Annotated in this window: 18 protein-coding genes and 1 pseudogene; 10 read left to right on the top strand and 9 right to left on the bottom strand. The window is 56.5% G+C overall.

The features are described from left to right. The first annotated feature begins 8 nt into the window (after nt 1-8). The 6 genes from hisS to KHQ26_RS23835 all read left to right on the top strand — a co-directional run bounded on the left by hisS (nt 9) and on the right by KHQ26_RS23835 (nt 6,145). On the top strand, nt 9-1,283 hold the full coding sequence (gene hisS, locus KHQ26_RS23860) for a histidine--tRNA ligase (RefSeq protein ID WP_004174851.1): 1,275 nt from the start codon (nt 9-11) through the stop codon (nt 1,281-1,283). A 34-nt stretch (nt 1,284-1,317) separates the two neighbouring features. Beyond that, entirely contained in the window at nt 1,318-1,938 is a 621-nt protein-coding gene (locus KHQ26_RS23855) for a YfgM family protein (protein WP_002913890.1), read from the top strand. 10 nt (nt 1,939-1,948) lie between these two features. Then, on the top strand, nt 1,949-3,127 hold the full coding sequence (bamB, locus tag KHQ26_RS23850; protein WP_002913889.1) for an outer membrane protein assembly factor BamB: 1,179 nt from the start codon (nt 1,949-1,951) through the stop codon (nt 3,125-3,127). 113 nt (nt 3,128-3,240) lie between these two features. Further along, nucleotides 3,241-4,719 carry a ribosome biogenesis GTPase Der gene (der, locus tag KHQ26_RS23845; RefSeq protein ID WP_004144309.1) on the top strand — a complete coding sequence of 493 codons (1,479 nt, stop codon included), beginning with the start codon at nt 3,241-3,243 and terminating at the stop codon, nt 4,717-4,719. Between the two features lie 117 nt (nt 4,720-4,836). Then, the gene (locus tag KHQ26_RS23840) at nt 4,837-5,877 is read left to right on the top strand and encodes a Gfo/Idh/MocA family oxidoreductase (protein WP_049124060.1); all 1,041 of its coding nucleotides are present in this window, start codon (nt 4,837-4,839) and stop codon (nt 5,875-5,877) included. Nucleotides 5,878-5,926: 49 nt separating this feature from the next. Beyond that, entirely contained in the window at nt 5,927-6,145 is a 219-nt protein-coding gene (locus tag KHQ26_RS23835) for a zinc ribbon domain-containing protein (RefSeq protein WP_004144303.1), read from the top strand. Here KHQ26_RS23835 and xseA read toward each other — a convergent pair. Continuing rightward, complete coding sequence (xseA, locus tag KHQ26_RS23830) at nt 6,129-7,520, bottom strand: exodeoxyribonuclease VII large subunit (RefSeq protein WP_004174856.1); 1,392 nt, start codon at nt 7,518-7,520, stop codon at nt 6,129-6,131. The two genes, KHQ26_RS23835 and xseA, sit on opposite strands and share 17 nt — an antisense overlap. Before the next feature lie 158 nt (nt 7,521-7,678). Here xseA and guaB point away from each other — a divergent pair, with 158 nt between their 5' ends. Both guaB and guaA read left to right on the top strand, forming a co-directional pair. Further along, entirely contained in the window at nt 7,679-9,145 is a 1,467-nt protein-coding gene (guaB, locus tag KHQ26_RS23825) for an IMP dehydrogenase (RefSeq protein WP_004151980.1), read from the top strand. Nucleotides 9,146-9,212: 67 nt separating this feature from the next. Then, nucleotides 9,213-10,790, top strand: coding sequence for a glutamine-hydrolyzing GMP synthase (gene guaA / locus KHQ26_RS23820; RefSeq protein WP_004151979.1), 1,578 nt, complete (start codon nt 9,213-9,215; stop codon nt 10,788-10,790). A 94-nt stretch (nt 10,791-10,884) separates the two neighbouring features. On the opposite strand, the pseudogene KHQ26_RS23815 reads toward guaA, so the two are convergent. The 3 genes and pseudogenes from KHQ26_RS23815 to KHQ26_RS23800 form a co-directional block, all read right to left on the bottom strand. Beyond that, nucleotides 10,885-12,753 (bottom strand): annotated as a pseudogene (locus KHQ26_RS23815) (sulfatase-like hydrolase/transferase). Next, the gene (locus tag KHQ26_RS23805) at nt 12,737-13,915 is read right to left on the bottom strand and encodes an anaerobic sulfatase maturase (protein ID WP_004162150.1); all 1,179 of its coding nucleotides are present in this window, start codon (nt 13,913-13,915) and stop codon (nt 12,737-12,739) included. Before KHQ26_RS23805 ends, KHQ26_RS23815 begins: the two are co-directional and overlap by 17 nt. A 293-nt stretch (nt 13,916-14,208) precedes the next feature. Continuing rightward, complete coding sequence (locus KHQ26_RS23800; RefSeq protein WP_004149291.1) at nt 14,209-15,441, bottom strand: MFS transporter; 1,233 nt, start codon at nt 15,439-15,441, stop codon at nt 14,209-14,211. Nucleotides 15,442-15,514: 73 nt separating this feature from the next. On the opposite strand from KHQ26_RS23800, the gene KHQ26_RS23795 reads away from it, so the two are divergent. Continuing rightward, nucleotides 15,515-16,426, top strand: coding sequence for a LysR family transcriptional regulator (locus KHQ26_RS23795; RefSeq protein WP_004221278.1), 912 nt, complete (start codon nt 15,515-15,517; stop codon nt 16,424-16,426). Nucleotides 16,427-16,522: 96 nt separating this feature from the next. On the opposite strand, the gene KHQ26_RS23790 is transcribed toward KHQ26_RS23795, so the two are convergent. Further along, nucleotides 16,523-16,696, bottom strand: a complete 174-nt coding sequence (locus KHQ26_RS23790) for a YfgG family protein (protein ID WP_004174861.1) — start codon at nt 16,694-16,696, stop codon at nt 16,523-16,525. A 370-nt stretch (nt 16,697-17,066) separates the two neighbouring features. Here KHQ26_RS23790 and KHQ26_RS23785 point away from each other — a divergent pair, with 370 nt between their 5' ends. Next, complete coding sequence (locus KHQ26_RS23785; protein ID WP_004174863.1) at nt 17,067-19,295, top strand: EAL domain-containing protein; 2,229 nt, start codon at nt 17,067-17,069, stop codon at nt 19,293-19,295. A gap of 53 nt (nt 19,296-19,348) precedes the next feature. On the opposite strand, the gene ppx is transcribed toward KHQ26_RS23785, so the two are convergent. From ppx to purM, 4 genes are all read right to left on the bottom strand, one after another. After that, nucleotides 19,349-20,881: an exopolyphosphatase gene (ppx, locus tag KHQ26_RS23780; protein ID WP_002913839.1), complete on the bottom strand. Its 1,533-nt coding sequence runs from the start codon at nt 20,879-20,881 to the stop codon at nt 19,349-19,351. Between the two features lie 3 nt (nt 20,882-20,884). Next, a complete protein-coding gene (gene ppk1, locus KHQ26_RS23775; RefSeq protein ID WP_002913838.1) occupies nt 20,885-22,945 on the bottom strand; it encodes a polyphosphate kinase 1 in 2,061 nt (686 codons plus the stop codon). Between the two features lie 180 nt (nt 22,946-23,125). Continuing rightward, a complete protein-coding gene (gene purN, locus KHQ26_RS23770) occupies nt 23,126-23,767 on the bottom strand; it encodes a phosphoribosylglycinamide formyltransferase (protein WP_004174865.1) in 642 nt (213 codons plus the stop codon). Continuing rightward, entirely contained in the window at nt 23,764-24,801 is a 1,038-nt protein-coding gene (purM, locus tag KHQ26_RS23765; protein WP_002913836.1) for a phosphoribosylformylglycinamidine cyclo-ligase, read from the bottom strand. Before purM ends, purN begins: the two co-directional genes overlap by 4 nt. Nucleotides 24,802-25,038: the final 237 nt, after the last annotated feature.

Genomic DNA, 25,038 nt, shown 5'->3' with positions numbered 1-25,038 from the left:
GAATAAACGTGGCAAAGAACATTCAAGCCATCCGTGGCATGAACGATTATCTGCCGGGCGAAACCGCTCTCTGGCAGCGCATTGAAGGCTCACTGAAGCAGGTGCTCGGTAGCTACGGTTACAGCGAAATCCGTTTGCCGATTGTAGAGCAGACCCCGTTATTCAAACGCGCGATCGGCGAAGTGACCGACGTGGTTGAAAAAGAGATGTATACCTTCGAAGACCGCAATGGCGACAGCCTGACGCTGCGTCCGGAAGGGACGGCGGGCTGCGTACGTGCCGGCATCGAACATGGTCTGCTGTACAATCAAGAACAGCGTCTGTGGTACGTCGGGCCAATGTTCCGTCACGAGCGCCCGCAGAAAGGTCGCTACCGCCAGTTCCACCAGATCGGCGCCGAAGTGTTTGGCCTGCAGGGCCCGGACATCGACGCGGAGCTGATTATGCTGACCGCGCGCTGGTGGCGTGAGCTGGGCATCTCCGAACACGTCAGCCTGGAGCTGAACTCCATCGGTTCGCTGGAAGCGCGCGCCAACTACCGCGACGCGCTGGTGGCATACCTGGAGCAGTTTACCGATAAACTGGATGAAGACAGTAAACGCCGGATGTATACCAACCCGCTGCGGGTGCTGGACTCCAAAAACCCGGACGTTCAGGCGCTGCTCAACGACGCGCCGGCGCTCGGCGATTATCTTGACGAAGAGTCGAAAGCCCACTTTGCCGGCCTGCGCGCGTTGCTTGACTATGCCGGGATCCGCTACACCGTCAACCAGCGCCTGGTGCGCGGCCTTGATTACTATAACCGCACCGTGTTCGAGTGGGTGACCACCAGCCTTGGTTCCCAGGGCACCGTCTGCGCCGGCGGTCGTTACGACGGCCTGGTTGAGCAGCTGGGCGGTCGCGCTACCCCGGGCGTGGGTTTTGCCATGGGGCTGGAACGTCTTGTTTTACTGGTCCAGGCAGTGAATCCGGAATTTAAAGCCGATCCTGTTGTCGATATATACCTGGTAGCCTCCGGGACCGATACTCAGTCTGCTGCAATGCGTCTGGCTGAGCAGGTTCGCGATGCGCTGCCCGGCGTGAAGCTGATGACCAACCACGGCGGCGGCAACTTTAAGAAGCAGTTCGCCCGCGCTGACAAGTGGGGGGCGCGCGTCGCGCTGGTGGTCGGTGAATCAGAGATTGCTGACGGAAACGTGGTAGTGAAGGATTTACGCTCAGGTGAGCAAACTACCGTAACGCAGGAGAGCGTTGCCGCGCATTTGCGCACACTTCTGGGTTAATCTCCCGGGAATTATTAGTCAGGAGAAGGACTGCGTGGAAACTTTTAACAACGAGAACGATCAGGTCGATGCGCTGAAGCGCTTCTTTGCCGAAAACGGCAAAGCGCTGGCGGTCGGGGTGATTTTAGGGATTGGCGCGCTGGTAGGCTGGCGCTACTGGACCTCCCATCAGCAGGATACCGCCAGAGACGCGTCGCTGGCTTACGAGAAGGCGACTTCCGCGCTGAAATCGAATACGCCAGAAGTGCTGTCAGGGGCAGAGAAATTCGCGGCTGACAATAAAAATACCTACGGCGCCTTCGCCTCTCTCGAGCTGGCACAGCATTTTGTTGAACAGAACGATCTGCCGAACGCTGAAAAGCAGCTGCAGCAGGGGCTGGCGGCCGCATCTGATGATAATCTGAAATCGGTTATCAGTATGCGTCTGGCCCGCGTTCAGCTGCAAATGAAACAGGCTGATGCGGCGCTGAAAACCCTCGACAGCATCAAAGGTGAGGGCTGGACCGCCATTGTGGCCGATTTGCGCGGCGAAATTCTGTTGAGCAAAGGCGATAAGCAAGGGGCCCGTGCGGCGTGGGAAGCTGGCGTGAAAAGCGATGCTTCTCCTGCGCTCAGCGAAATGATGCGTATGAAAATGAATAATTTGTCCATCTGAGAGGGACTCGATGCAATTGCGTAAATTACTGTTGCCAGGGCTGCTTTCCGTTACCTTGCTGAGCGGGTGTTCGCTGTTTAATAGCGAAGAAGATGTGGTGAAAATGTCACCGCTGCCGACGGTAGAAAACCAGTTTACGCCGTCCACGTCCTGGAGCACCTCGGTTGGCGATGGTATCGGCGAATTTTACTCTAACCTTCATCCGGCCTTTGCCGACGGCGTAGTGTATGCTGCTGACCGTAAAGGCACCGTCAAAGCGCTGAACGCCGACGACGGCAAAGAGGTGTGGTCGGTGAATCTGGCGGAGAAAGATGGTTGGTTCTCGCGCACGCCAGCGCTGCTTTCTGGCGGGGTGACCGTCTCTGGCGGCCATGTTTATATCGGCAGCGAGAAAGCGCAGCTTTATGCGCTGAATACCAGCGATGGTACCGTGGCCTGGCAAACCCGTGTCGCCGGCGAGGCGCTGTCGCGTCCGGTGGTGAGCGATGGCATGGTGCTGGTGCATACCAGTAACGGCCAGCTGCAGGCGCTAAACGAGACCGATGGGGCCGTGAAGTGGACCGTTAACCTCGATATGCCGGCGCTCTCCCTGCGCGGCGAGTCTGCGCCTGCGACCGCCTACGGCGCGGCGATCGTCGGCGGCGACAACGGCCGCGTCAGTGCAGTATTGATGCAGCAGGGGCAGATGATTTGGCAGCAGCGTATTTCTACGGCCACCGGCCCGACGGAAATTGACCGCCTGAACGACGTCGACACGACGCCGATCATCGTTAACGGTGTGGTTTATGCGCTGGCTTATAACGGTAACCTGACCGCGCTGGACCTGCGTAGCGGCCAGATTATGTGGAAACGCGAGCTGGGTTCGGTGAATGATTTCATCGTCGATGGTAACCGTATCTACCTGGTAGACCAGAACGATCGCCTGCTGGCACTGACCACCGACGGCGGTGTAACCCTGTGGACGCAAAGCGATCTGCTGCACCGTTTGCTGACCGCGCCGGTGTTGTATAATGGCAATCTGGTCGTCGGCGATAGCGAAGGCTACATGCACTGGGTTAATCCGGAAGATGGCCATTTTGTGGCGCAGCAGAAAGTCGATAGTTCCGGCTTCCTGACCGACCCGGTGGTTGCCGATGGTCGACTGCTGATCCAGGCGAAAGACGGTACGCTGTACGCGATTACGCGTTAATTACCGCTGTCGTGAGTGATTAAGAAACGGCCCCTGGCAGACAGGGGCCGTTTTGACTTTTTTAAAAACGTCGTTAAGACGATGTTGCTTAGTGATTGTATGAGGCATTTAACATGATACCTGTGGTCGCGCTTGTCGGGCGCCCTAACGTTGGAAAATCCACGCTCTTTAACCGCCTGACGCGCACTCGTGATGCGCTGGTTGCGGATTTCCCGGGGCTGACTCGTGACCGTAAGTACGGTCGGGCCGAAGTCGAAGGCCGCGAATTCATCTGTATCGATACCGGTGGTATTGATGGTACGGAAGAGGGCGTGGAAACCCGGATGGCGGAGCAGTCGCTGCTGGCAATCGAAGAGGCCGATGTGGTGCTGTTTATGGTCGATGCGCGCGCGGGCCTGATGCCGGCGGACATCGCGATCGCTAAACACCTGCGCTCTCGTGAAAAGCCCACCTTCCTGGTGGCTAACAAAACCGACGGCATCGACGTCGACCAGGCAATGGCGGACTTCTGGTCGCTCGGCCTGGGCGATATCTATCCGATTGCCGCTTCGCACGGCCGCGGCGTGACCAGCCTGCTGGAGCAGGCCCTGCTGCCATGGGTAGATGAGGTTAATCCGCAGGAAGAAGTGGATGAAGACGCCGAATACTGGGCGAAATTCGAAGCCGAGCAGAATGGCGAAGCGGAAGAAGAGCCGGAAGACGACTTCAATCCGCAGGATCTGCCGATCAAGCTGGCGATTGTCGGGCGTCCTAATGTCGGTAAATCAACCCTCACCAATCGCATCCTCGGTGAAGATCGCGTGGTGGTCTACGATATGCCGGGCACCACCCGTGACAGCATTTATATCCCGATGCAGCGTGACGAGCGCGAATACGTGCTCATCGATACCGCCGGGGTGCGCAAGCGCGGGAAAATCACCGACGTCGTGGAAAAGTTCTCGGTGATCAAAACGCTGCAGGCGATTGAAGACGCCAACGTCGTGCTGCTGGTGATCGATGCTCGCGAAGGGATCTCCGACCAGGACCTCTCGCTGCTGGGCTTTATCCTCAACAGCGGCCGTTCGCTGGTGATCGTCGTTAACAAGTGGGATGGCCTGAGTCAGGAAGTGAAGGAGCAGGTGAAGGAGACCCTCGACTATCGTCTGGGCTTTATCGACTTTGCCCGGGTGCACTTCATCTCCGCCCTGCACGGCAGCGGCGTCGGCAACCTGTTTGAATCGGTACGCGAAGCCTACGACAGCGCTACGCGCCGCGTAAGCACCGCGATGCTGACCCGGATCATGAACATGGCGGCGGAAGATCATCAGCCACCGCTGGTGCGTGGCCGTCGCGTGAAGCTGAAATACGCCCACGCCGGGGGCTACAACCCGCCTATCGTGGTGATCCACGGTAACCAGGTCAAGGATCTGCCGGATTCCTACAAGCGCTATCTGATGAACTACTTCCGTAAATCCCTGGACGTGATGGGCACGCCGATCCGTATCCAGTTCAAGGAAGGGGAAAACCCGTTCGCTAACAAGCGTAACACCCTGACGCCGAACCAGATGCGTAAACGTAAGCGCTTGATCAAGCACATCAAGAAAAGCAAATAATCATTAAACCCGCTTCGGCGGGTTTTTTGTGGCCGCCATGCCGGTAAATGTCAAAACCTTCCGCCATAATCCCGCGATACTTCGCCGGGAACAGAGCGGCTCAAAGGTGGACTTACTATGCAGATTGGTTTTATCGGCCTCGGCGCGGTGGTGGAAACCGCCTATTTACCGGCGCTGCGTCGCCTGGGGGACGTCATCGACCGCTGCCAGGGCTATGACCTGGACTGCAGCAGAGCGCTGCCGGGGATCCAGCGCTGTAGTTCGCTGTCGGCGCTGCTGGCCGAACCCCTGGATACGCTCTTCATTACCACCTCATCACTTCAGCATCTGCCCGTACTGGAGAGGGCGTTAGCCAGCGGCATTTCCCGCATCGTGGTGGAAAAGCCGATCGTGGCCAACCTTGAGCAGGCCGCGCGGGTGCTGGCTCTTGACCACTGGATGGCGCGAGGCGTTGCGCTGAACGCTCCTGGCCCGCTGTGGCGGGCGGAAGGGGAGGCCAGCGGCCTGCCTCCGCCGCACCTGTCAGCGCAGGATATCGTCTGGATCGAAGGTTATTTGCAGGAGCCAAGCGGCTTTAACAGCGCTGGTGAGCCGGTCGCACTCAATTTTGCCACCGGGGAGCTGGATACCCGGCAGCTGCGTCACCCTGATGGGGTGATCCTCGATATCGGCACCCATGTCCTGGCGATGCTCCGCGAAACCCTGCACGCCAGCGGAGGCGATACGGCGCTGAGCCTTTCCCTTCGGGTGGCGAAAGACCGCCTCGGCCATGACATTGCTCCTGGGGATACGAGCACTGCCGAGGGGGAGGCGCATCTGCAGGGAACCCTGGGCACTATCCCGCTCAATATCTGGCTCAACAAATACGCGGGTCCCGCGGGCGGGCAAAAGGGAATGCGGATAGGACTGCGGGACGGGCGAATAATTACCTTCGATCGCGCCCCTGAGGGCGAAGTGGTGACGCTACAGGACGGCGAGCGGGTGCAGCGCTGGACCCGGCCCGGGGCGATCTATACGCACTGTCTTGATGAGCAGATCCTCGGCGCTGATAATCTGTTTATCCGGGCGCCGGACAGCGTGGCCGGGCTAACGCAGCGTAGGCTTGAGGAAGTGGAATGGCTGCTCAGGTTGCAGCAGCAATTACGCGGCCCGCATTAAACCCGGAACATGATAAAATAGGTGCAGATAAACGTTGAAAGGAATGGTTATGGAACTTGATTGCCCTCTGTGCCACGCGCCGTTAGATGTCAAAGGCAGTAGCGCGCATTGCGCCCAGTGCGAAAGGGTATTTACCCTTGAGGCCCGCTGCCCGGAATGCCACCAGCCGCTGGAGGTGCTGAAGGCGTGCGGCGCGGTGGATTACTTTTGCCAGCATGGGCATGGCCTTATCTCGAAAAAACGGGTGGAATTTATTCCGCTGGTTTAGTGGGCGAAGGCTTTCTGGCCCGCGTTTTTTTCACCGTCGCGATCTGCTTCACTTCGCTTTCGACCCAGCCGTCTTTCAGGCGGGTGGTGAGCAGATCGCCGGTTTTGACCTGTTTTGTCTGCTTCAGCACCGTACCGTCGCTCACCGAGGTGACGCTGTAGCCCCGCGCCAGGGTGGCTAAGGGGCTCACCGCCTCCAGATGGGTCACCGCGTTGCCAAACCGTTCACGCCGCTCGCTGAGGCGGCCACGCATAATTTCCGCCAGCCGGTATTCCAGCTGCTGGATCCGCGACTGCGCGCGGTGGATCCGTGGCTGCGGGTTGTAGTGATTCAGACGCTGAACGGTGCGCTTTTGCCGCTGTTCTGCGCGCTTAAGCTGTGACTCCACGGCGATACGCATCCGCTGGCGCAGGCGTTCCAGGGCGGTCTGCTGGCGGGCCAAGCGCAGCTGTGGATGCTGTTGCTGCAGGCGATGGAACAGCTGGGTAAAACGGCGCTGGCGACTGGCGAGGAAATAGTCCATCGCCATCTCCAGCCGCTGCTGTCCGGACTGCAGCTGGCGCAGCAGCTCCTGCTGGTTGCGGCTGACGATTTCCGCGGCGGCTGAGGGAGTCGGTGCCCGCAGGTCGGCAACAAAATCAGCGATCGTGACGTCGGTTTCATGGCCGACGGCGCTGACGATAGGGATCTGGCTGGCGAAAATAGCCCGCGCCACCCGCTCATCGTTAAAACTCCACAGATCCTCCAGCGAACCGCCGCCGCGTCCGACAATCAGTACGTCACACTCCTGGCGCGCGTTGGCCAGCGCGATGGCGCGCACAATCTGCCCGGGGGCGTCGTCACCCTGGACCGCGGTTGGGTAGATGATCACCGGCAGCCCGGGATCGCGGCGCCTGAGCACATGGAGAATATCGTGCAGCGCGGCACCGGTTTTCGAGGTGATGACGCCGACGCAGTGGGCGGGAGAGGGGAGCGCCTGCTTATGTTTTTGCTCGAACAGTCCTTCCGCCGTTAACTGCGCTTTCAGCTGCTCATACTTCTGCTGCAGCAACCCTTCGCCGGCGGGCTGCATGCTTTCGACGATAATCTGGTAGTCGCCGCGCGGCTCATACAGCGTGATGTTGGCGCGAACCAGCACCTGCTGCCCGTGCTGCGGGCGGAACGTGACCCGGCGGTTGCTGTTGCGGAACATCGCGCAGCGCACCTGGGCGTTATCGTCTTTTAAGGTGAAGTACCAGTGGCCGGAGGAGGGCTGGCTGAAGTTAGAGATCTCGCCGCTGATCCAAACCTGGCCCATTTCGCGCTCAAGCAGCAGACGCACCGTCTGATTGAGGCGGCTTACGGTAAAAATTGCGGGGGATTGAGAGGGTAACATGTGAGCAAGATCAAACTTTAAATCAGCAGGTTATTCAGTCGATAGTAACGCGCTCAGAGGGGATGGCAAGTATTATTTGCAAAAAAGGGTAGATGCAATCGGTTACGCTCTGTATAATGCCACGGCAATATTTATCCACCCTGGTCGAGATATTGCCCATGCTACGTATCGCTAAAGAAGCCCTGACGTTTGACGACGTCCTCCTCGTTCCCGCTCATTCTACCGTTCTGCCGAATACTGCCGATCTCAGCACTCAGCTGACGAAAACCATTCGTCTGAATATTCCTATGCTCTCCGCAGCCATGGATACCGTAACGGAAGCGCGTCTGGCTATTGCCCTGGCACAGGAAGGCGGCATCGGCTTTATTCACAAAAACATGTCCATCGAGCGCCAGGCGGAAGAAGTTCGTCGCGTGAAGAAACATGAGTCCGGCGTGGTCACCGACCCGCAGACTGTTCTGCCGACGACCACTCTGCGTGAAGTGAAAGAGCTGACCGAGCGCAACGGTTTCGCCGGCTACCCGGTGGTTACCGAAGAAAACGAGCTGGTCGGCATCATCACCGGCCGCGACGTGCGTTTCGTCACCGATCTGAACCAGCCGGTCAGCGTCTACATGACGCCGAAAGAGCGTCTGGTCACCGTTCGTGAAGGCGAAAGCCGTGAAGTGGTCTTCGCTAAGATGCACGAAAAACGCGTTGAGAAAGCGCTGGTTGTGGATGAAAGCTTCCACCTGCGCGGCATGATCACCGTCAAAGACTTCCAGAAAGCAGAACGTAAACCGAACGCCTGTAAAGATGAGCAGGGCCGTCTGCGCGTAGGCGCGGCGGTCGGCGCTGGTGCCGGCAACGAAGAGCGCGTAGACGCGTTGGTAGCGGCAGGCGTTGACGTTCTGCTGATCGACTCCTCGCACGGTCACTCAGAAGGCGTTCTGCAGCGTATCCGTGAAACGCGCGCGAAATATCCTGACCTGCAGATCATCGGCGGCAACGTTGCCACTGGCGCAGGCGCACGCGCGCTGGCGGAAGCCGGCTGCAGCGCGGTGAAAGTGGGCATCGGCCCGGGCTCCATCTGTACTACCCGTATCGTCACCGGCGTGGGTGTGCCGCAGATCACCGCTGTTTCCGACGCGGTGGAAGCGCTGGAAGGGACCGGTATTCCGGTTATCGCTGACGGCGGTATCCGTTTCTCCGGCGATATCGCCAAAGCGATCGCCGCCGGTGCGGCGGCGGTGATGGTTGGCTCCATGCTGGCGGGTACCGAAGAGTCCCCGGGTGAAATCGAACTCTATCAGGGTCGCTCTTACAAATCCTACCGCGGGATGGGCTCCCTTGGCGCGATGTCCAAAGGCTCCTCTGATCGCTATTTCCAGAGCGATAACGCCGCTGACAAACTGGTGCCGGAAGGTATCGAAGGCCGCGTGGCCTATAAAGGCCGCCTGAAAGAGATCATTCACCAGCAGATGGGCGGTCTGCGTTCCTGTATGGGTCTGACCGGCTGTGGTACCATTGACCTGCTGCGTACCAAAGCTGAATTCGTACGCATCAGCGGTGCGGGCATTCAGGAAAGCCACGTTCACGACGTGACCATCACCAAAGAGTCCCCGAACTACCGTCTGGGCTCCTGATTTCTTCGCCCGACCTTGCGTCGGGCGATTTATTTACTCTGTTTCACTTGCCTCGGAATTAGCGTCAATGACGGAAAACATTCATAAACATCGCATCCTCATCCTCGACTTCGGGTCTCAGTATACTCAGCTGGTGGCGCGTCGCGTGCGTGAGCTGGGCGTCTACTGTGAGCTGTGGGCATGGGATGTCACGGAAGCACAGATCCGCGAATTTAATCCAAGCGGCATCATTCTTTCCGGCGGCCCGGAAAGCACCACCGAAGAGAACAGCCCGCGCGCGCCGCAGTATGTGTTCGAAGCCGGCGTGCCGGTATTTGGCGTCTGCTACGGCATGCAGACCATGGCGATGCAGCTGGGCGGCCATGTAGAAGGTTCTAACGAGCGTGAGTTTGGTTACGCACAGGTTGAAGTGGTTAACGACAGCGCGCTGGTGCGCGGTATCGAAGATTCCCTGACCGCAGACGGCAAACCGCTGCTGGACGTGTGGATGAGCCACGGCGACAAAGTGACCGCCATCCCGGCGGACTTCGTAACCGTCGCCAGCACCGACAACTGCCCGTTCGCCATTATGGCCAACGAAGAAAAACGCTTCTACGGCGTGCAGTTCCACCCGGAAGTGACCCACACCCGTCAGGGGATGCGTATGCTGGAGCGCTTCGTGCGCGACATCTGCCAGTGCGAAGCGCTGTGGACCCCGGCGAAAATCATTGACGACGCCGTTGAGCGTATCCGTCAGCAGGTTGGCGACGACAAAGTGATCCTCGGCCTCTCCGGCGGTGTGGACTCTTCGGTGACCGCGATGCTGCTGCACCGCGCTATCGGCAAAAACCTGACCTGCGTATTCGTGGACAACGGTCTGCTGCGCCTGAACGAAGCGCAGCAGGTGATGGAGATGTTCGGCGACCACTTTGGCCTGAACATTGTTCACGTTGAAGGCGAGCAGCGTTTCCTCGACGCGCTGGCGGGTGAAAGCGATCCGGAAGCGAAGCGTAAAATTATCGGTCGCGTTTTCGTGGAAGTGTTCGACGAAGAAGCGCTGAAGCTGGACGACGTCAAATGGCTGGCGCAGGGTACTATCTACCCTGACGTTATCGAGTCTGCCGCTTCCGCCACCGGTAAAGCACACGTCATCAAATCTCACCACAACGTGGGCGGCCTGCCGAAAGAGATGAAGATGGGCCTGGTTGAGCCGCTGCGTGAGCTGTTCAAAGACGAAGTGCGTAAGATCGGCCTGGAACTGGGCCTGCCGTACGACATGCTCTACCGTCACCCGTTCCCGGGCCCCGGCCTTGGCGTGCGCGTGCTGGGCGAAGTGAAGAAAGAGTACTGCGACCTGCTGCGTCGTGCGGACGCTATCTTCATCGAAGAGCTGCACAAAGCTGACCTGTATAACAAAGTCAGCCAGGCGTTCACTGTGTTCCTGCCGGTTCGTTCCGTCGGCGTGATGGGCGATGGCCGTAAATACGACTGGGTGGTTTCCCTGCGTGCGGTGGAAACCATCGACTTCATGACCGCGCACTGGGCGCACCTGCCGTATGATTTCCTCGGCCGCGTCTCCAACCGTATCATCAATGAAGTGAACGGTATCTCCCGCGTGGTGTATGACATCAGCGGCAAGCCGCCAGCAACGATTGAGTGGGAATAATCCCCGGCGTTAGCTGAATGAAACGAAACCCTCTGTGTTTACAGAGGGTTTTTTTATAGCTGCTACATTAAGATCTCCCACCTGACGGCAAGCGCTAATCGCGCATATATTGATGCATCTGGGCCGCCGTCAGATCCCACTGGCTTCCTTCAAACGGGGGCATATAGCTGCCATCATCTTCGCCAATCTCAGCGGCAGTGAGCTGATTGAGTTTATCGTTCATTGTCATTAACAGATCCCGGTATTTCTCTGGCTCCCGGGCGAGGTTATGATTTTCTTCGGGGTCGTTAACCAGATCGAAAAGTTCAACATCATTATTCTCCAGCAGCTCGGCCAGGGAAGCAGGAATATGATGCTGCTTGAGCGAAAAGTAGCGGGCAAATTTATAGTGTCCATCGTTGATCATACGGATCCCTGAGCGATGGGAAAAATCAGGATGGAGTGACGCGATCGCTTTTTTAAATTGATCGTGCGGGAGTTTCTCTCCAGCCAGCTTTCTGAATTTTGCCGTGTATTGCGCATCCATATACAGGATCATGCCGTAACAATAAAGCGAACCCGGACGCAGCGCATTTAAGCCCGCTTGCTCAGGATGCGCCAGTAATGGGCTCATATCCCGGCCTTTTCTGCCCTTCAGGACTTTCTCTCGCAGCGAGCGATCGCGTCCAGTCAGACCAATCAGGGTCGGTACTAAATCCAGATGATTGGTCAAACTGTTGCAGCAGATATTTCCCGGATACGCCGGATGGCGAATGATCATCGGCACATGGATCTGCTCTTTATACACCGAGGAACCTTTACCATGCATCTGGTGGGAGCCACCGAGTTCCCCATGGTCGGCGGTAAAGACGATAATCGTATTTTGCGTCAGCTGCAGGTTATCCAGCTCATTGAGAATCGCCTCAAGATGCTGGTCATTATCGCGAATACAGTTGAAATAATAATCCAGTAATTTGCGCCAGCGCCGGTCTTCATCGGGGAACTGTCCCTCCATCACCGCCCTGGCATTCTGGTACTCTTTATGGGCGGCAGGTCTGCCAGGCTCATCGAGCGGCTGGTGGCGGTTTGCAGGCAGCGGATAGTCTGGCCAGCTTTGCTGATAGATTTGGTTGTGCGGGGGTTGGGTTGGCAGCAGGGTGTGGTTTTCTTTATCCATTGGCCCTTTCCACTGCACCTGCTCGCCATGCTCATCGGTGTCGATAAACATGACATCGTGGGGGTTAACCAGGTTTACTGCCGCGAACCAGGGCTTATTTTCATCATTCAGCGGGCGGCCGGTGTTACGTAGCCAACTAATGGTCTGCCCCGTGGTGACTGAATCAAAGAAATAGCCGCCCTTACTTTTCCCGATGACATCGCCAATGCCGTGATAATCAGAGAAACCATACTTTTCCATAATTTCATGCAGTCGCGGCGTCGGGATCTCGCCCAGGTCCATTTCTTCTACCGATTTACCAGCGACCGGCTGATCGATCTCCCGGGTAAGATGCCATTTACCTTTATACGCCGTGTAATAACCCAGTTCACGCATCATATGGCCCACGGTACGTAATTCCGGATCCAGATCGTAATTCATCTAGGGGAAGCCAAGATTATCAAACATCCGGGTGTGCGGCATATGGAGCCCGGTGTACATGACAGAGCGCGATGGCGTACAAACGTTGGCCGTGTTCTGATGATTGGTAAAAGTGATACCCGTTTTCATCAGGCGTTCCCGGCCCGGCACCGGAAAGGGATACCGCTCGAAATAACGTTCCTGATCGCAGGTTATGAGTAAAATATTGTAGCCTTCGGGCAGTGTGTCAGGGATTTCGCCGGTGAAAGGAATATCCCATGCCGCTTTCGCGGCGGCATTATTTTGTGCGGCGTTTCCCGTCTCTGGTAACAGGCTCACGACAGCGGCAATCCCCAGACCTTTGAGGAGATGGCGGCGATTTCCATCTATTTTATTTGGTTCTTTCATCTTCAGACTCCGTTAATTGTAATATATTTTGCCGAATCTCCGGGATAAGACTCATAATGAGCGCGGGCGGCTGGCAATTTAATAAAAGCCTTCGCATGACGTTCATATAGGGCGTGATATGGCCGAAAAAGGCTAAATAGCCGCTGCACAGGTAATTCTGTGCTTCGTCGTCATGGATGGTAAAACGGTGTTTAGGGCATCCCCCATGGCAGGCAAAGCGCCAGTGGCAGCTCTGACAGCGGGCAGAGAGTTGGCCCTTTTGCTTCCCGAACTGTTGCTGAAATGGCGAGCTCGCCATCGCTGCCATAGCATCTTGCTTCAGATTACCCAGTTTATATTCCGCTGAGACAAAGTGATCGCAGCTGTAGACATCGCCGTTTTGCTCCACCAGTAAACTCTGCCCACAGACAGGCTGCATGGTGCAGAGCGTGGCGGGCTGGCCGGCCCATACGCCGAGCAGATTATCAAAGTACTGGATAAACACCCTGCCAACATCGTTTTCCAGCCAGTCGTCGAAAACACTGCACAAAAATTTGCCCCAGCCCTCAGGGGTAACTGACCAGGGAGCAGGGGAGTCAACGAGAGGAATAAACTGGAGATGGTGAAGGTTTAGCTCGCGGCTCAGGCAGCGATAGAGACTTTTCCCCTGGCTTGCAGACTGGCGGCTGACCACCACCATGGCATTCACCGGAACGTCATGCTGCTGCAGGCAGCGTATGGCCTGCACAACTTTTTCCCAGGTGGGTTTTCCGCAGCCCGTCGTACGCCAGGTGTCGTGGAGTGACGCAGGGCCATCAATGGATAATCCGACCAGAAATCCATGACGACGCAAAAAACGAGCCCATTTATCGTTCAGCAAGATGCCGTTGGTTTGCAGGCTGTTGGCGATGATTTTGTTACCACGGTAACGCTGCTGGAGCTCGACCACCTTTGCAAAAAAATCCAGCCCGCATAAGGTAGGCTCACCGCCCTGCCAGCAAAACTCGACGTTTTGCGAGGGGGTCGATGAAATGGTGTTGTGAATGTATGCTTCCAGCGTGAGGTCGTCCATGGTGGCATACCCTGGACGCGGAACCTCGTTTTCCAGATAGAAACAATACCGACAGGCCAGATTGCATCGATTGCCGCCGGGTTTTGCTACGGTATTAAAATTAGCGCTCATTCTTTGCTATGCTCGAACGGTTTCGATGAGGAAGAGAGTAAGGCTAATTGTGTTACCGGAGGTGTGGCTAATGTTACCGATGGCGACTGGCTTTATTTTTTGGATCATTATGCAAGCGAAAAATACAGGCGGTATCGTTATTTTTCGCAGGTGACAGCATGCCCTGCTATTCTCTTAAAAATTTCATCATTGATTTGGTGAATGTATTTTCATTAAAAATTTATAATATGAATAATGCCTGCCATATGGCTATAAGGGCAGGCGTAAATTATCAAGGGCGTAGTGATCCACGTTTACTCTTCAGCAAGGTTGTTTTTGGCTATCGGTTGGTCAACGGCCGCTGCCGGATATTCTACATTACGTTCATCCTGCGCCTTACCCGCCTCGCGCACAATCGCCAGCGCCAGTCCGGCAACGATCAACGTTAACCCGGTGGACACCCACATTCCGCCGATAATGCCCAGCCGGTGGTTCAGCCATGCGTAGGCAAAGGGTGAAACAGCTGCCATCAGTTGCCCGGGGATCAGCAGGAGACCCGTGCGGCTGGCGTAGCTTTCTGCGCTAAACAGCGCCAGCGGCAGCGTCGCTTTGACAATCGTCACCAGCCCGTTAATCGCGCCATAGCCCAGCACAAACCCGGCTGCGCATCCGGCAAAGGTCGTGCTGCTCAATCCAAGGAGAAAACAGAGCGGCATGGCGAGCGCAGTAAAACGCGTTAGCGTGAGTGAGGTGACCCGGGGACCGGCCAGCACTTCCCCCAGCCGGGCGCCGGTCTGGCCGAATCCCCACAGCATACCGACGGCAACCGGCAGACCAAAGTGGCTGATAAACTCCGGCAGATGGGTAGAGGTACCGTTAGAGATGAAGGTGATCAGCGCAATAAAGATCGCGTAACGCGCCCCGTTACGCCGGTCGCCCTCTGCTGTCGCTGGCGAGGCTGGTGATTTCGCCGCTGAATTGAGCCGCTGGCGAGGCAGTTGATAACTCAGCCATGCGCTCAGCAGGCCAAACAGTGCATAGATCCGCAGGGCATTCTGCCAGGGCATGATGGTTAATAACGCCTCGCCCAGCGGCCAGAAGAGGGCAGAGGCCAGACCGCCAGCGAGAGTGATATGAGAGATAGTTTTCCGCGCCTGCTGACCGTACAGATTCACCACTGCGGCGAACAGCGCATCATACAGTGAGAGCCGCATGCCGATGCCGGTCAGCAACCAGGCGCCGTACCAGCCGGCCAGCGAAGGGCGCCAGGCCATCATGGCGCAGCTGGCGGCTATCAGTAAGGTACCGCTGGTGACCACCAGCCTTCCGCCAAAGCGAGCCAGCAGCCTGGCAACGAACGGGGAGACAGCGGCCATCATCAGCATCGCAAGCGTCAGGCCGAGATAGATCTGCGGCAAGGACCATCCTTTGTCGGCGGCAATAGCCCCGGCAAAGGTGCCGGGCATATAAAAAGAGATCCCCCAGTTGATGAGTTGCTGACCGCCCGCGGTGAAGGCAAGGCGTCGGGGAATAGCGTTTATTTCCATGGTTTTTCATTCCGTTAAGACAGTTGTCCTGAGCATACCCGGCAGGCTATTGTTCTGGCAGAGCGGCCACCTTATGCGCGGTATAAGAGAAACTTTTATGACAACACTGAACCTGGGAAATCTGGCGACCTTCCGGCTGGTCGTACAGCGCGGCAGCTTTTCTGCCGCCGCCGACGCGCTGGGGATCTCCCAACCTGCCGTCAGCCTGCAGGTACGTCAGCTGGAGCAGTTTTTACAGACCAGGCTGCTGGAGCGAACCGGACGTGGGATCAAGGCGACGGCGGCGGGAATGGCATTGCTGGCCCACAGCGAGCAGATCGATCGGGCGGTGAATAGCGCGGTGCAGTCGGTCAGCGCATTCAGTCAGGAGGTTAATGGATCGTTGACGCTGGGGACCGGCGCGACGGCCTGCATTCATCTTCTTCCACCGCTGCTGCAGCATCTTCGTCAGCAGCACCCGCTGCTGACGGTGGGGGTGACCACCGGCAACACGCTGGATATCGTCCGCGCGGTGGAAGAAAACCGGCTCGATCTCGGGCTGGTCACGCTGCCCGTGCAGGGGCGCAGTCTGGCGGTGACTGCGATGTTAGATGAGGAGTTCGTGACCATCTATGCCAGCCGCGAGACGGAGATGCCGGCGGTTTATACTCCCGCCGAGCTGCAGGCGCAGCCGCTCATTGCCTTCGAGGCGGGTAGCGGCACGCGGGATCTGATTGACCGCTGGTTCCGCTCGGCGGGACTGGCGGTGACGCCGGTAATGCAGTTGGGGAGCATCGAGGCGATTAAGCGCATGGTGCGGGCAGGGCTGGGCTACAGCATCGTGCCCCGCATGGCGGTGGAGCGGGTGGAGGATCGCGACGGATTACGCGTACACTCGCTGGCGCCGCGGCTATATCGACAGCTGGCGGTAGTCATGCGTCAGGACAAAATTGTGACAAAAGGTATCGCTGAAATGCTGCGCCTGCTGCATACCGTGCGCTTATAAATCGCCGACGGCAAAATTACCGCATCAAAGACAGTACTTCAGCAGCGAGCGGCTCTGCCTGCGGAGTGTGGCGCTTGCAGTATTAGAATCAAAGGATTACTCGCGGGGGGAGGGCTCGACGGTGAGCGATGACTCCTGCGAAGCTTTTTTATCCTGATGATGGTACCAGGCGCCGATGGAGGAGTAGACAAAGCGTCCAAAGAAGAAGAGAAAGCTGATAAGCAGTACGATACGGGTCATGCGACGGTTAAATCGATGTCGTTTACGCATACTGGGTGCCTGACTCACAAAAGGATCCTTGAAGTATACCCGAAGATGGGCGATGGGGGTATTAAGGCACAGGAACGAGATGGGGTCAATTGATGCAGATGTAAAAGTGCGGCAGTGAAAACATTAATTAATGTTATATAAGATAATCGTCGTATTTACATGCTCACTTTATTAGCCGTGAAATGTCGGGAAAAATAATATTTATTAATGTTGGCGTCAGCATTTGTTGATTTATATCAATAGTCTCCTTCTCTTGGCCACTAAAATCAGCGGACGTTACCGTATCGTTATTATTTACGCGGTCAGCATGGGTGGTTGGATGCCTGCCTGAATATGCCTCGCGGGAGCAGAGGCACTCTGTAGAGCACCTATGAATTTATTAAAATACTATCAACAATATCGCGACAAGTGGTGGGCTTTACCGCTCGTTCTGCCTGCGCTGTTATTACCGGTCGCCAGATGGGCGAATACCTACACCATGCTCAATGGTCATATGGTATTTTTGTATTATCTTCCCCTGGCGCTGGTGCTCAGCCTGATGATGTTTTTTGGTTGGGCGGCGATCCCTGGCATTATTATTGGCCTGCTGTTAACTCTGGCCCACGGCATGATGTTTGAGCAGTCCATCGGTGTACTGTTCCATTTCCTTATCCCCTGCGTGCTCTGCTGGGGCGGCTACCGCATTTTTGTCCCCCAGCGTCAGCAGGTCTCACACGGCAACGTCCGACTGATGCCGCATCGTCTGTTCTGGCAAATGCTGCTCCCTTCGGTCATTTTTCTGATTTTGTCACAGATTGCCGAATATCTTGGACTTCATCCGCGCACAACGGAAATGACCGGCGTTACGCCATTTAGTTTACGTTCATTAATCACCTTTCAGGCGCTAATGGTAGGGTGCCTGACCGGCATGCCGCTGTGTTATTTTGTGTTACGGGTCATTCGTAATCCTTTTCATTTACGCGGCTTTATTTCTCAGGTTCGCTTACAAATTGATCCAAAAATAAAAAAAATTGAAATTATTTGCTGGGCGACGGTATTAATTCTGCTACTGTGGCTATTATTGATGCCGCTTAATGATAGCAGCACCATATTTAGTACGAATTATACGTTGTCATTGCTGATGCCGGTGATGCTCTGGGGTGCCATGCGTTTTGGCTATCGCTTTATCTCACTGATCTGGACGCCGGTGCTGATTGCCGTGATCCATTTTCATTACCGTTACTTACCAATTTACCCAAGCTATAACACCCAGTTGGCGATCACGTCATCAAGCTATCTGGTATTCTCGTTTATTGTCGCCTATACGGCGATGCTGGCGACACAGCAGCGGCTGATCTACGCTCGCGTCCGGCAGATGGCCTTCCTCGACCCGGTGGTTCATATGCCGAACTTGCGGGCGCTAAGCCGGGCGCTCAACGGCACGAGCTGGTCGACGCTCTGTTTTCTGCGCATTCCTGAGCTTGAACTGCTGGGGCGCCACTATGGGGTACTTTTGCGAATCCAGTATAAGCAAATGCTGGCGAACCACCTGAGAACGCTGCTGCAGCCCAACGAAGCGGTATATCATCTTGCCGGTCACGATTTAGTGTTCCGTCTCAATAGCGAAGGGCACCAGGCGCGCATTCACTTAATTGACCGCTCCCTGCGACAGTTCCGTTTCCACTGGGACGGGGTCCCCCTGCAGCCGCGGATCGGCATGAGCTATTGTAGCGTTCGCTCGCCGGTCAAGCATCTGTATTTACTGCTTGGCGAGTTGAACACCATTGCCGACATGTCGTTAGCCAGCGGCCATCCGGAAAATTTACAGCGCCGCGGCGCAGGCCATGTTCAGCAGGATCTGAAAGATAAAGTCGTGATGATGAACCGCATTCTCAAAGCGCTGGAACATGACCATTTTGTCCTGATGGCGCAGCCTATCCAGGGCATTCGCGGCGATCGCTATCATGAAGTGCTGGTGAGGATGGAAGGGGAGTCGGGTGAGCTAACGGGGCCAAACGAGTTCTTGCCGGTGGCGCACGAGTTTGGGCTGTCAACGCGGGTGGACCAGTGGGTTATTGAGCATACGCTGGCCTTTATGGACGCCAACCGGCGGGCGCTGCCCGGTCTGCGGCTGGCGATCAATCTTTCTCCGGTGTCGCTGAGCCGCAGCCAGTTTCCTCAGGAGGTCGAAGCGCTGCTGCAGGCCTACAACATTGAGCCATGGCAGATTATTTTCGAGCTGACCGAGAACTACGCGCTCAGCAATCCCGAGCTGGTCTGCCAGACTTTAGAGCATCTGCGGGCGCTGGGCTGCCGGGTGGCGATCGATGATTTTGGTACCGGCTACGCCAGCTACGCCCGGTTAAAAACAATGAACGTCGACATTCTTAAAATCGACGGCAGTTTTATTCGCAATCTGCTTGCCAGCAGTCTTGATTACCAGGTCGTGGACTCTATTTGTCGTCTGGCGCGTATGAAGAACATGCAGGTGGTGGCCGAATATGTGGAGTCGCCGGAAATACGTCAGGCGGTCATCACGCTGGGGATCGATTATATGCAGGGCTATGATATCGGGGTACCGGTACCTCTGACGCAGTTGGCGGAGGAGATGACCGGCTGAGCAGCAAAAAGCCGGGCGTAAGCGCCCGGCTCGGTTGATAGCCAGAGATACGATCAGGCGTCTGGCTCTTCTTCAGCAATCTTTAGCATCCATTCCGGCACGCCTTCCCAGTACTGTTGCTCTTTTTCCAGATCCAGCAGCACCAGCGCATTCTGGCTAAACCAGTTGTGCGGAAACGTCAGCGTCCAGTGGTGAGCTTCCGTCTGCAGGCGCAGCGTCGGCGGCGTAGTGGTAGCCTGACGCTGGTTATTCAGCAGTACGCCCAGGCGCAGTAGCTGAATTAGCGGCAGAAACTGCTTTTTCCTGAATAGCGTAAAGCGCGGCAGATCGTCGAGCTTTATCGCTTTGCGATGATAGCGTACGAGGGTGGCCATCAGCATCTGCTGCTCCTGATTGAAGCCCGGCAGGTCGCTATTTTGGAGAATGTAGGCCGAGTGACGATGCATGCCGCTGTGGTTGATATTCAGCCCTACCTCATGGAGCATCACCGCCCATTTCAACAGCGCCGCGAGGTGCGGATTGGCCAGCTTGGGATTCTGCTCCTGCCACTGCTCCAGCATCTGGGTGGTAGTTTCCAGTACCCGGCGCGCCTGTTCGCGATCGATGTTGTACTGATTTGCCAGACTCTGTGCCGTGCGGCTACGAATATCCTGGTGGCGGAAGCGGCCTTCCATCTCGTACAGGACACCTTCGCGCAGCGCGCCATCGGACAGACGAAGTTCTTTGATGGCCAGCGCGTCAAACACACCGCAGAGGATCGCCAGCCCAGGCGCAAAGACCGCTTTACGGTCTTCTGAGAGACCGGGCAGACTGAGCGCGTCGAAGTTTTTATGCTTCAACAGCTCATTTACCAGCATCTCGAGGCGCTCCGGCGTAATAAATCCGTCCTTCTCGCCCATGGCCACCAGCACTTCCTGGGCGGCTTTAATGGTGCCGGAGGCGCCCAGCGCTACGGTCCATCCCTGAATACGGAACTGCCAGGCCAGCGTCTCCAGTTTCTGCACCGCCGCCAGGCGCGCGCGCTGGAAGTTCTCTTTATTGATAACGCCGCCAGGGAAATAGGCCTGCGAGAAGCTCACGCAGCCCATGCGGCGGCTTTCCACCAGGCGGGGCTCAAAATCTTCGCCAATGACCAGCTCGGTTGAACCGCCGCCGATATCAATCACCAGCTTGCGGCCGCGCTCCGGCTGCGTGTGCTCAACGCCCATAAAAATCAGGCGCGCTTCTTCATTACCGGAGATGATCTCGATCGGGTAGGGGATCACTTTTTCCGCGCGTTTAAGAAACTCCGCCGCGTTGGTCGCCTGACGCAGCGTATGCGTCCCGACGATACAGACGCTGGAGGGGGAGAACCCCTGCAGGCGTTCGGCAAACAGCGACAGGCAGTTCAGCCCACGGGTCATGGCTTCTTCGCTCAACACCGAGTTTTCATCGAGGCCATCGGCCAGATGTACGCGCTGTTTCAGGCGTCCGATGATCTGCATGGCGCCGTCGACGACACGGGCGATCACCATATGAAAACTGTTCGAACCAAGGTCAACCGCAGCGAACTCCTGCGGCCGAGGGGTGTTATCGTTTATTGGCATAGGTTAGTCGGGTTGTTCGAGTGATTTGAGATAATCGTAAATCGCCATTTGCGCGCGCACTTTACGGCGATTGCCGCGCGGCACATAGCGGTTACTCAGTTCTTTATCAAGATAGCGCGCTTTTACCGTATCGTTGAACAGGATATCAAAAATATCCAGCACCCGCTGCTTCAGACGCGGATCGAGCAGCGGAGCGGCAACTTCGATGCGATAATCGATGTTACGCGTCATCCAGTCGGCAGAGGAGAGCCAGACCTGTTTATCGCCACCGTTTTCAAAACAGTAGACCCGGTCGTGCTCGAGGAAACGGTCCACAATACTGATGACGCGGATATTTTCGCTGATACCTTCCAGACCCGGGATCAGCGAGCACATGCCGCGGATCAGCAGATTAACCGGCACGCCGGAGCTGGAGGCGGCATACAGTCGGTCCACCAGACCTTTATCCACCAGATTGTTCAGCTTCAGCGTAATCCCGGACGGTTGCCCGTTTTGCGCATTGGCGATCTCGCGATCGATCATCTCATACAGCAGACGACGCGAGTTCTGCGGCGACACCAACAGGTAGTCGAAGCTAACCGGACGATACGGGTTCTCGATAAAGTTAAACACCCGGCGGACTTCATTGGTAATGCGCGCATCGGCGGTTAACAGCGAATAGTCGGTGTAGATCCGCGCCGTCTTCTCGTTAAAGTTACCGGTGCCGATGTGGGCGTAGCGCACCACCTCATCGCCTTCTTTACGCGAGATAAGGAACAGCTTGGCGTGGATCTTCAGACCTGGCGCAGAGAAGATAACGTGGACTCCCGCTTCCGTCAGGCGTTTCGCCCAGTGAATGTTAGCCTCTTCATCGAAGCGCGCCTGCAGCTCCACCACTACGGTGACTTTCTTACCGTTGTGGGCGGCGTGGATCATCGCGTCAATAATGCGCGAATCCTTGGCCACGCGGTAAATGTTGATTTTGATCGCCAATACGCTGGGGTCGAAGGAGGCCTGACGCAGCAGCTCCAGCACGTGCTCAAAGGTGTGATAGGGATAGTAGAGCAGCACGTCGCGTTCGCGAATGGCGTCGAAGCCGTTGCGGAATTTATCAAACCACAGATGACGCAGGCGCGGCATGGGCTTATTGACCAGATTGGCCTTACCGACGTTCGGGAAGCCGATAAAGTCTTTAAAGTTGTGATAGCGGCCGCCCGGCAGCATTGAGTCATAGTTGGAAATGGAGAGCTTATCGCGCAGCATTTCGACCATCGCATCCGGCATATCGCGCTGGTAGACGAAGCGAACCGGCTCGGCGGTCAGGCGCTGCTTGAGGCTGGAGGACATCAGCTCCATCAGGCTCGACTCCATCTCATGCACCAGATCGTACTCGGCGTCACGGGTCATCTTCATCGAGTAGGCGTTCAGCGCATCGTAATCAAAGAAGCCTTTAAAAATATCGTCCAGGCAATAGCGCAGGATGTTATCCAGGAGGATCATTGGCTTGCGGCGACGCGGCGCTTCCGGCGGCAGGTTCACGAAGCGCGGCACTTTATCCGACGGTATTTCCAGCAGAGCATAGTTGATGTTTTCCCCGCGGATAATCTCCACCGCCAGATAGGTGTAATCATCTTTCAGGAACTGCACGAGGTCCGTTTCGCGGTTGATCAGGATCGGCGAGATATGCTGGCGTAAATACTGCTTGAAGTAGTTGCGCAGCCAGGCCTGCTGATTGACGGACAGCTGGCGCTCGTTGATCAGGAAGATCTGGTTACGCGCCATCTCCAGCAACAGTTCATTATACAGACTATCGAATTCCTGATCGGCCTTCAGAACGCGGGCCTGAATTTTGCCTAACAGGTGGCGAGAATGGGCGGTACTGCCTTGTTCTTCACTGATAATAATCCGGCGCTTCAGCTCAGCGAAGCGCACTTTGTAAAACTCATCCAGGTTGTTGGAGTAAATCCCTAAGAAGCGCATGCGCTCAATCAGCGGGTTACTCTTGTCCGCCGCTTCCTGCAGCACGCGTTCGTTAAAAGACAACCAGCTGAGTTCTTTTTCGATGTATAGCTTTTCCTGGCCCATTACCGCTCACACTCCGTTTTACTCACAGGACGTAGACTATTATGACGAATTTTTCTGCGTAGCGATTTACTGTGTCACAACAATATGACAGTAAGAAGAATTATTTCTGTGAGATGTTTGATTAGTAAACACTTTTAATTAAAAAAAAGCCCCGCGATGTGCTCATGCGGGGCTGGTTGTTCATTCGTCGGCGGCATAGCCCGGCGGGGGAAGCTGTCGCTCATCCAGCCAGGCGTGGTTGCCTGCCATGCGCAGACGTCCATCGACGAACCAGCTGATGACCAGCGGATAAATGGCATGTTCCTGGGCCTGAACCCGCGCCGTGATTTCCTCCTCGCTGTCGCCAGCGAAGACCGGCACCTTGGCCTGCAGGATAACCGGCCCACCGTCCAGCTCATCGGTGACGAAGTGCACCGAGGTACCGTGCTCCTCGTCACCGTTCTCCAGCACCTGACGATGAGTATGCAGGCCAGGATACTTCGGCAGTAGCGAGGGATGGATGTTCAGCAGACGTCCCTGATAGTGGCTGACGAACGCCGGGCTAAGGATACGCATATAGCCTGCCAGCACCACCAGATCCGGGGCGTAGGCGTCGATTTCATGCATCAGCTGACGATCGAACGCTTCCCGGTCGGCAAACTGACTTTGCGCCAGCGCATGGGCCGGGATGCCGGCCAGGCGCGCGCGCTCAAGGCCGAACGCATCAGCCTTGTTACTGAATACCGCACGCAGGGTGCCGTTTATCTGTTTCCGGCCGCAGGCGTCGATGATCGCCTGCAAATTGCTGCCGCTACCGGAAATCAGCACCACGATGTTTTTCATGCAATGACCACACGCTGTTCGGAATCGGAGGCTTTGATATACCCGATTTTCCACGCGTTTTCACCTTTGTCATTCAGCAGGGCAATCGCTTTGTCCGCTTCCGCTGCCGGCAGGGCGATAATCATCCCTACGCCGCAGTTAAAGGTACGGTACATTTCATGCTGGCTGACGTTACCGGCGGTTTGCAGCCAGTTGAAGACGGATGGCCACTGCCAGGAGGACTCATCGATGATCGCCTGGGTGTTATCCGGCAGCACGCGCGGAATGTTTTCCCAGAAGCCGCCGCCGGTCAGGTGGGCAATAGCGTGGACGTCAACGCTGGCGATCAGATCAAGCACCGATTTCACATAGATGCGGGTTGGCGCCAGCAGATGGTCGGCCAGCGGTTTACCGTCAAGGTCGGTAGTTTGTGGGTCAACGCCGCTAACCTCAATGATCTTACGCACCAGCGAATAGCCGTTAGAGTGCGGGCCGCTGGACGCCAGCGCCACCAGCACGTCGCCATCGGTCACTTTGCTGCCGTCGATGATTTCTGATTTTTCCACTACCCCGACGCAGAAACCCGCCACGTCGTAATCTTCGCCGTGGTACATCCCGGGCATCTCTGCGGTTTCACCACCGACCAGCGCGCAACCGGACTGCAGGCAGCCTTCGGCGATGCCGTTGATGACGCTGGCTGCGGTATCGACGTCCAGTTTACCGGTGGCGTAATAATCCAGGAAAAATAGCGGCTCAGCGCCCTGAACCACCAGGTCGTTCACGCACATGGCGACCAGGTCGATACCGATGGTGTCGTGACGCTTCAGATCCATTGCCAGACGCAGCTTGGTACCGACGCCGTCGGTGCCGGAGACCAGTACCGGCTCGCGGTATTTCTGCGGCAGTGCGCACAGCGCGCCGAATCCGCCCAGTCCCCCCATCACTTCCGGGCGACGGGTTTTCTTCACCACGCCCTTAATACGGTCGACGAGAGCGTTGCCTGCATCAATATCCACGCCGGCATCTTTATAGCTGAGAGAGGTTTTATCGGTCACTGCGAAGTCTCCACGCGTTTGCGGTAAGCAAGAAAAATCGGCGCAATTCTAACAGGGAAAGCAAACGTTTGCGAGCCTGCTTTACAGTTGACGTAAAACCGCTGATGAATGGTTAAATTTGATACTGCTCACGAAAATGAAACCGGGTACAGTCTGGTGCTTGCCTCTACGTAAAGGAATCCTCATTATACGACTGAAACCGGTTTCCTTGTTGGTTTGCCACGCATTTTGTCGGTG

The sequence above is a fragment of the Klebsiella sp. 10 genome (assembly GCF_018223925.1).
Taxonomy (GTDB): domain Bacteria; phylum Pseudomonadota; class Gammaproteobacteria; order Enterobacterales; family Enterobacteriaceae; genus Klebsiella; species Klebsiella pneumoniae.
Note: the sequence above shows the minus strand (reverse complement) of the source record. Positions and strands in the feature narration are given on the sequence as shown.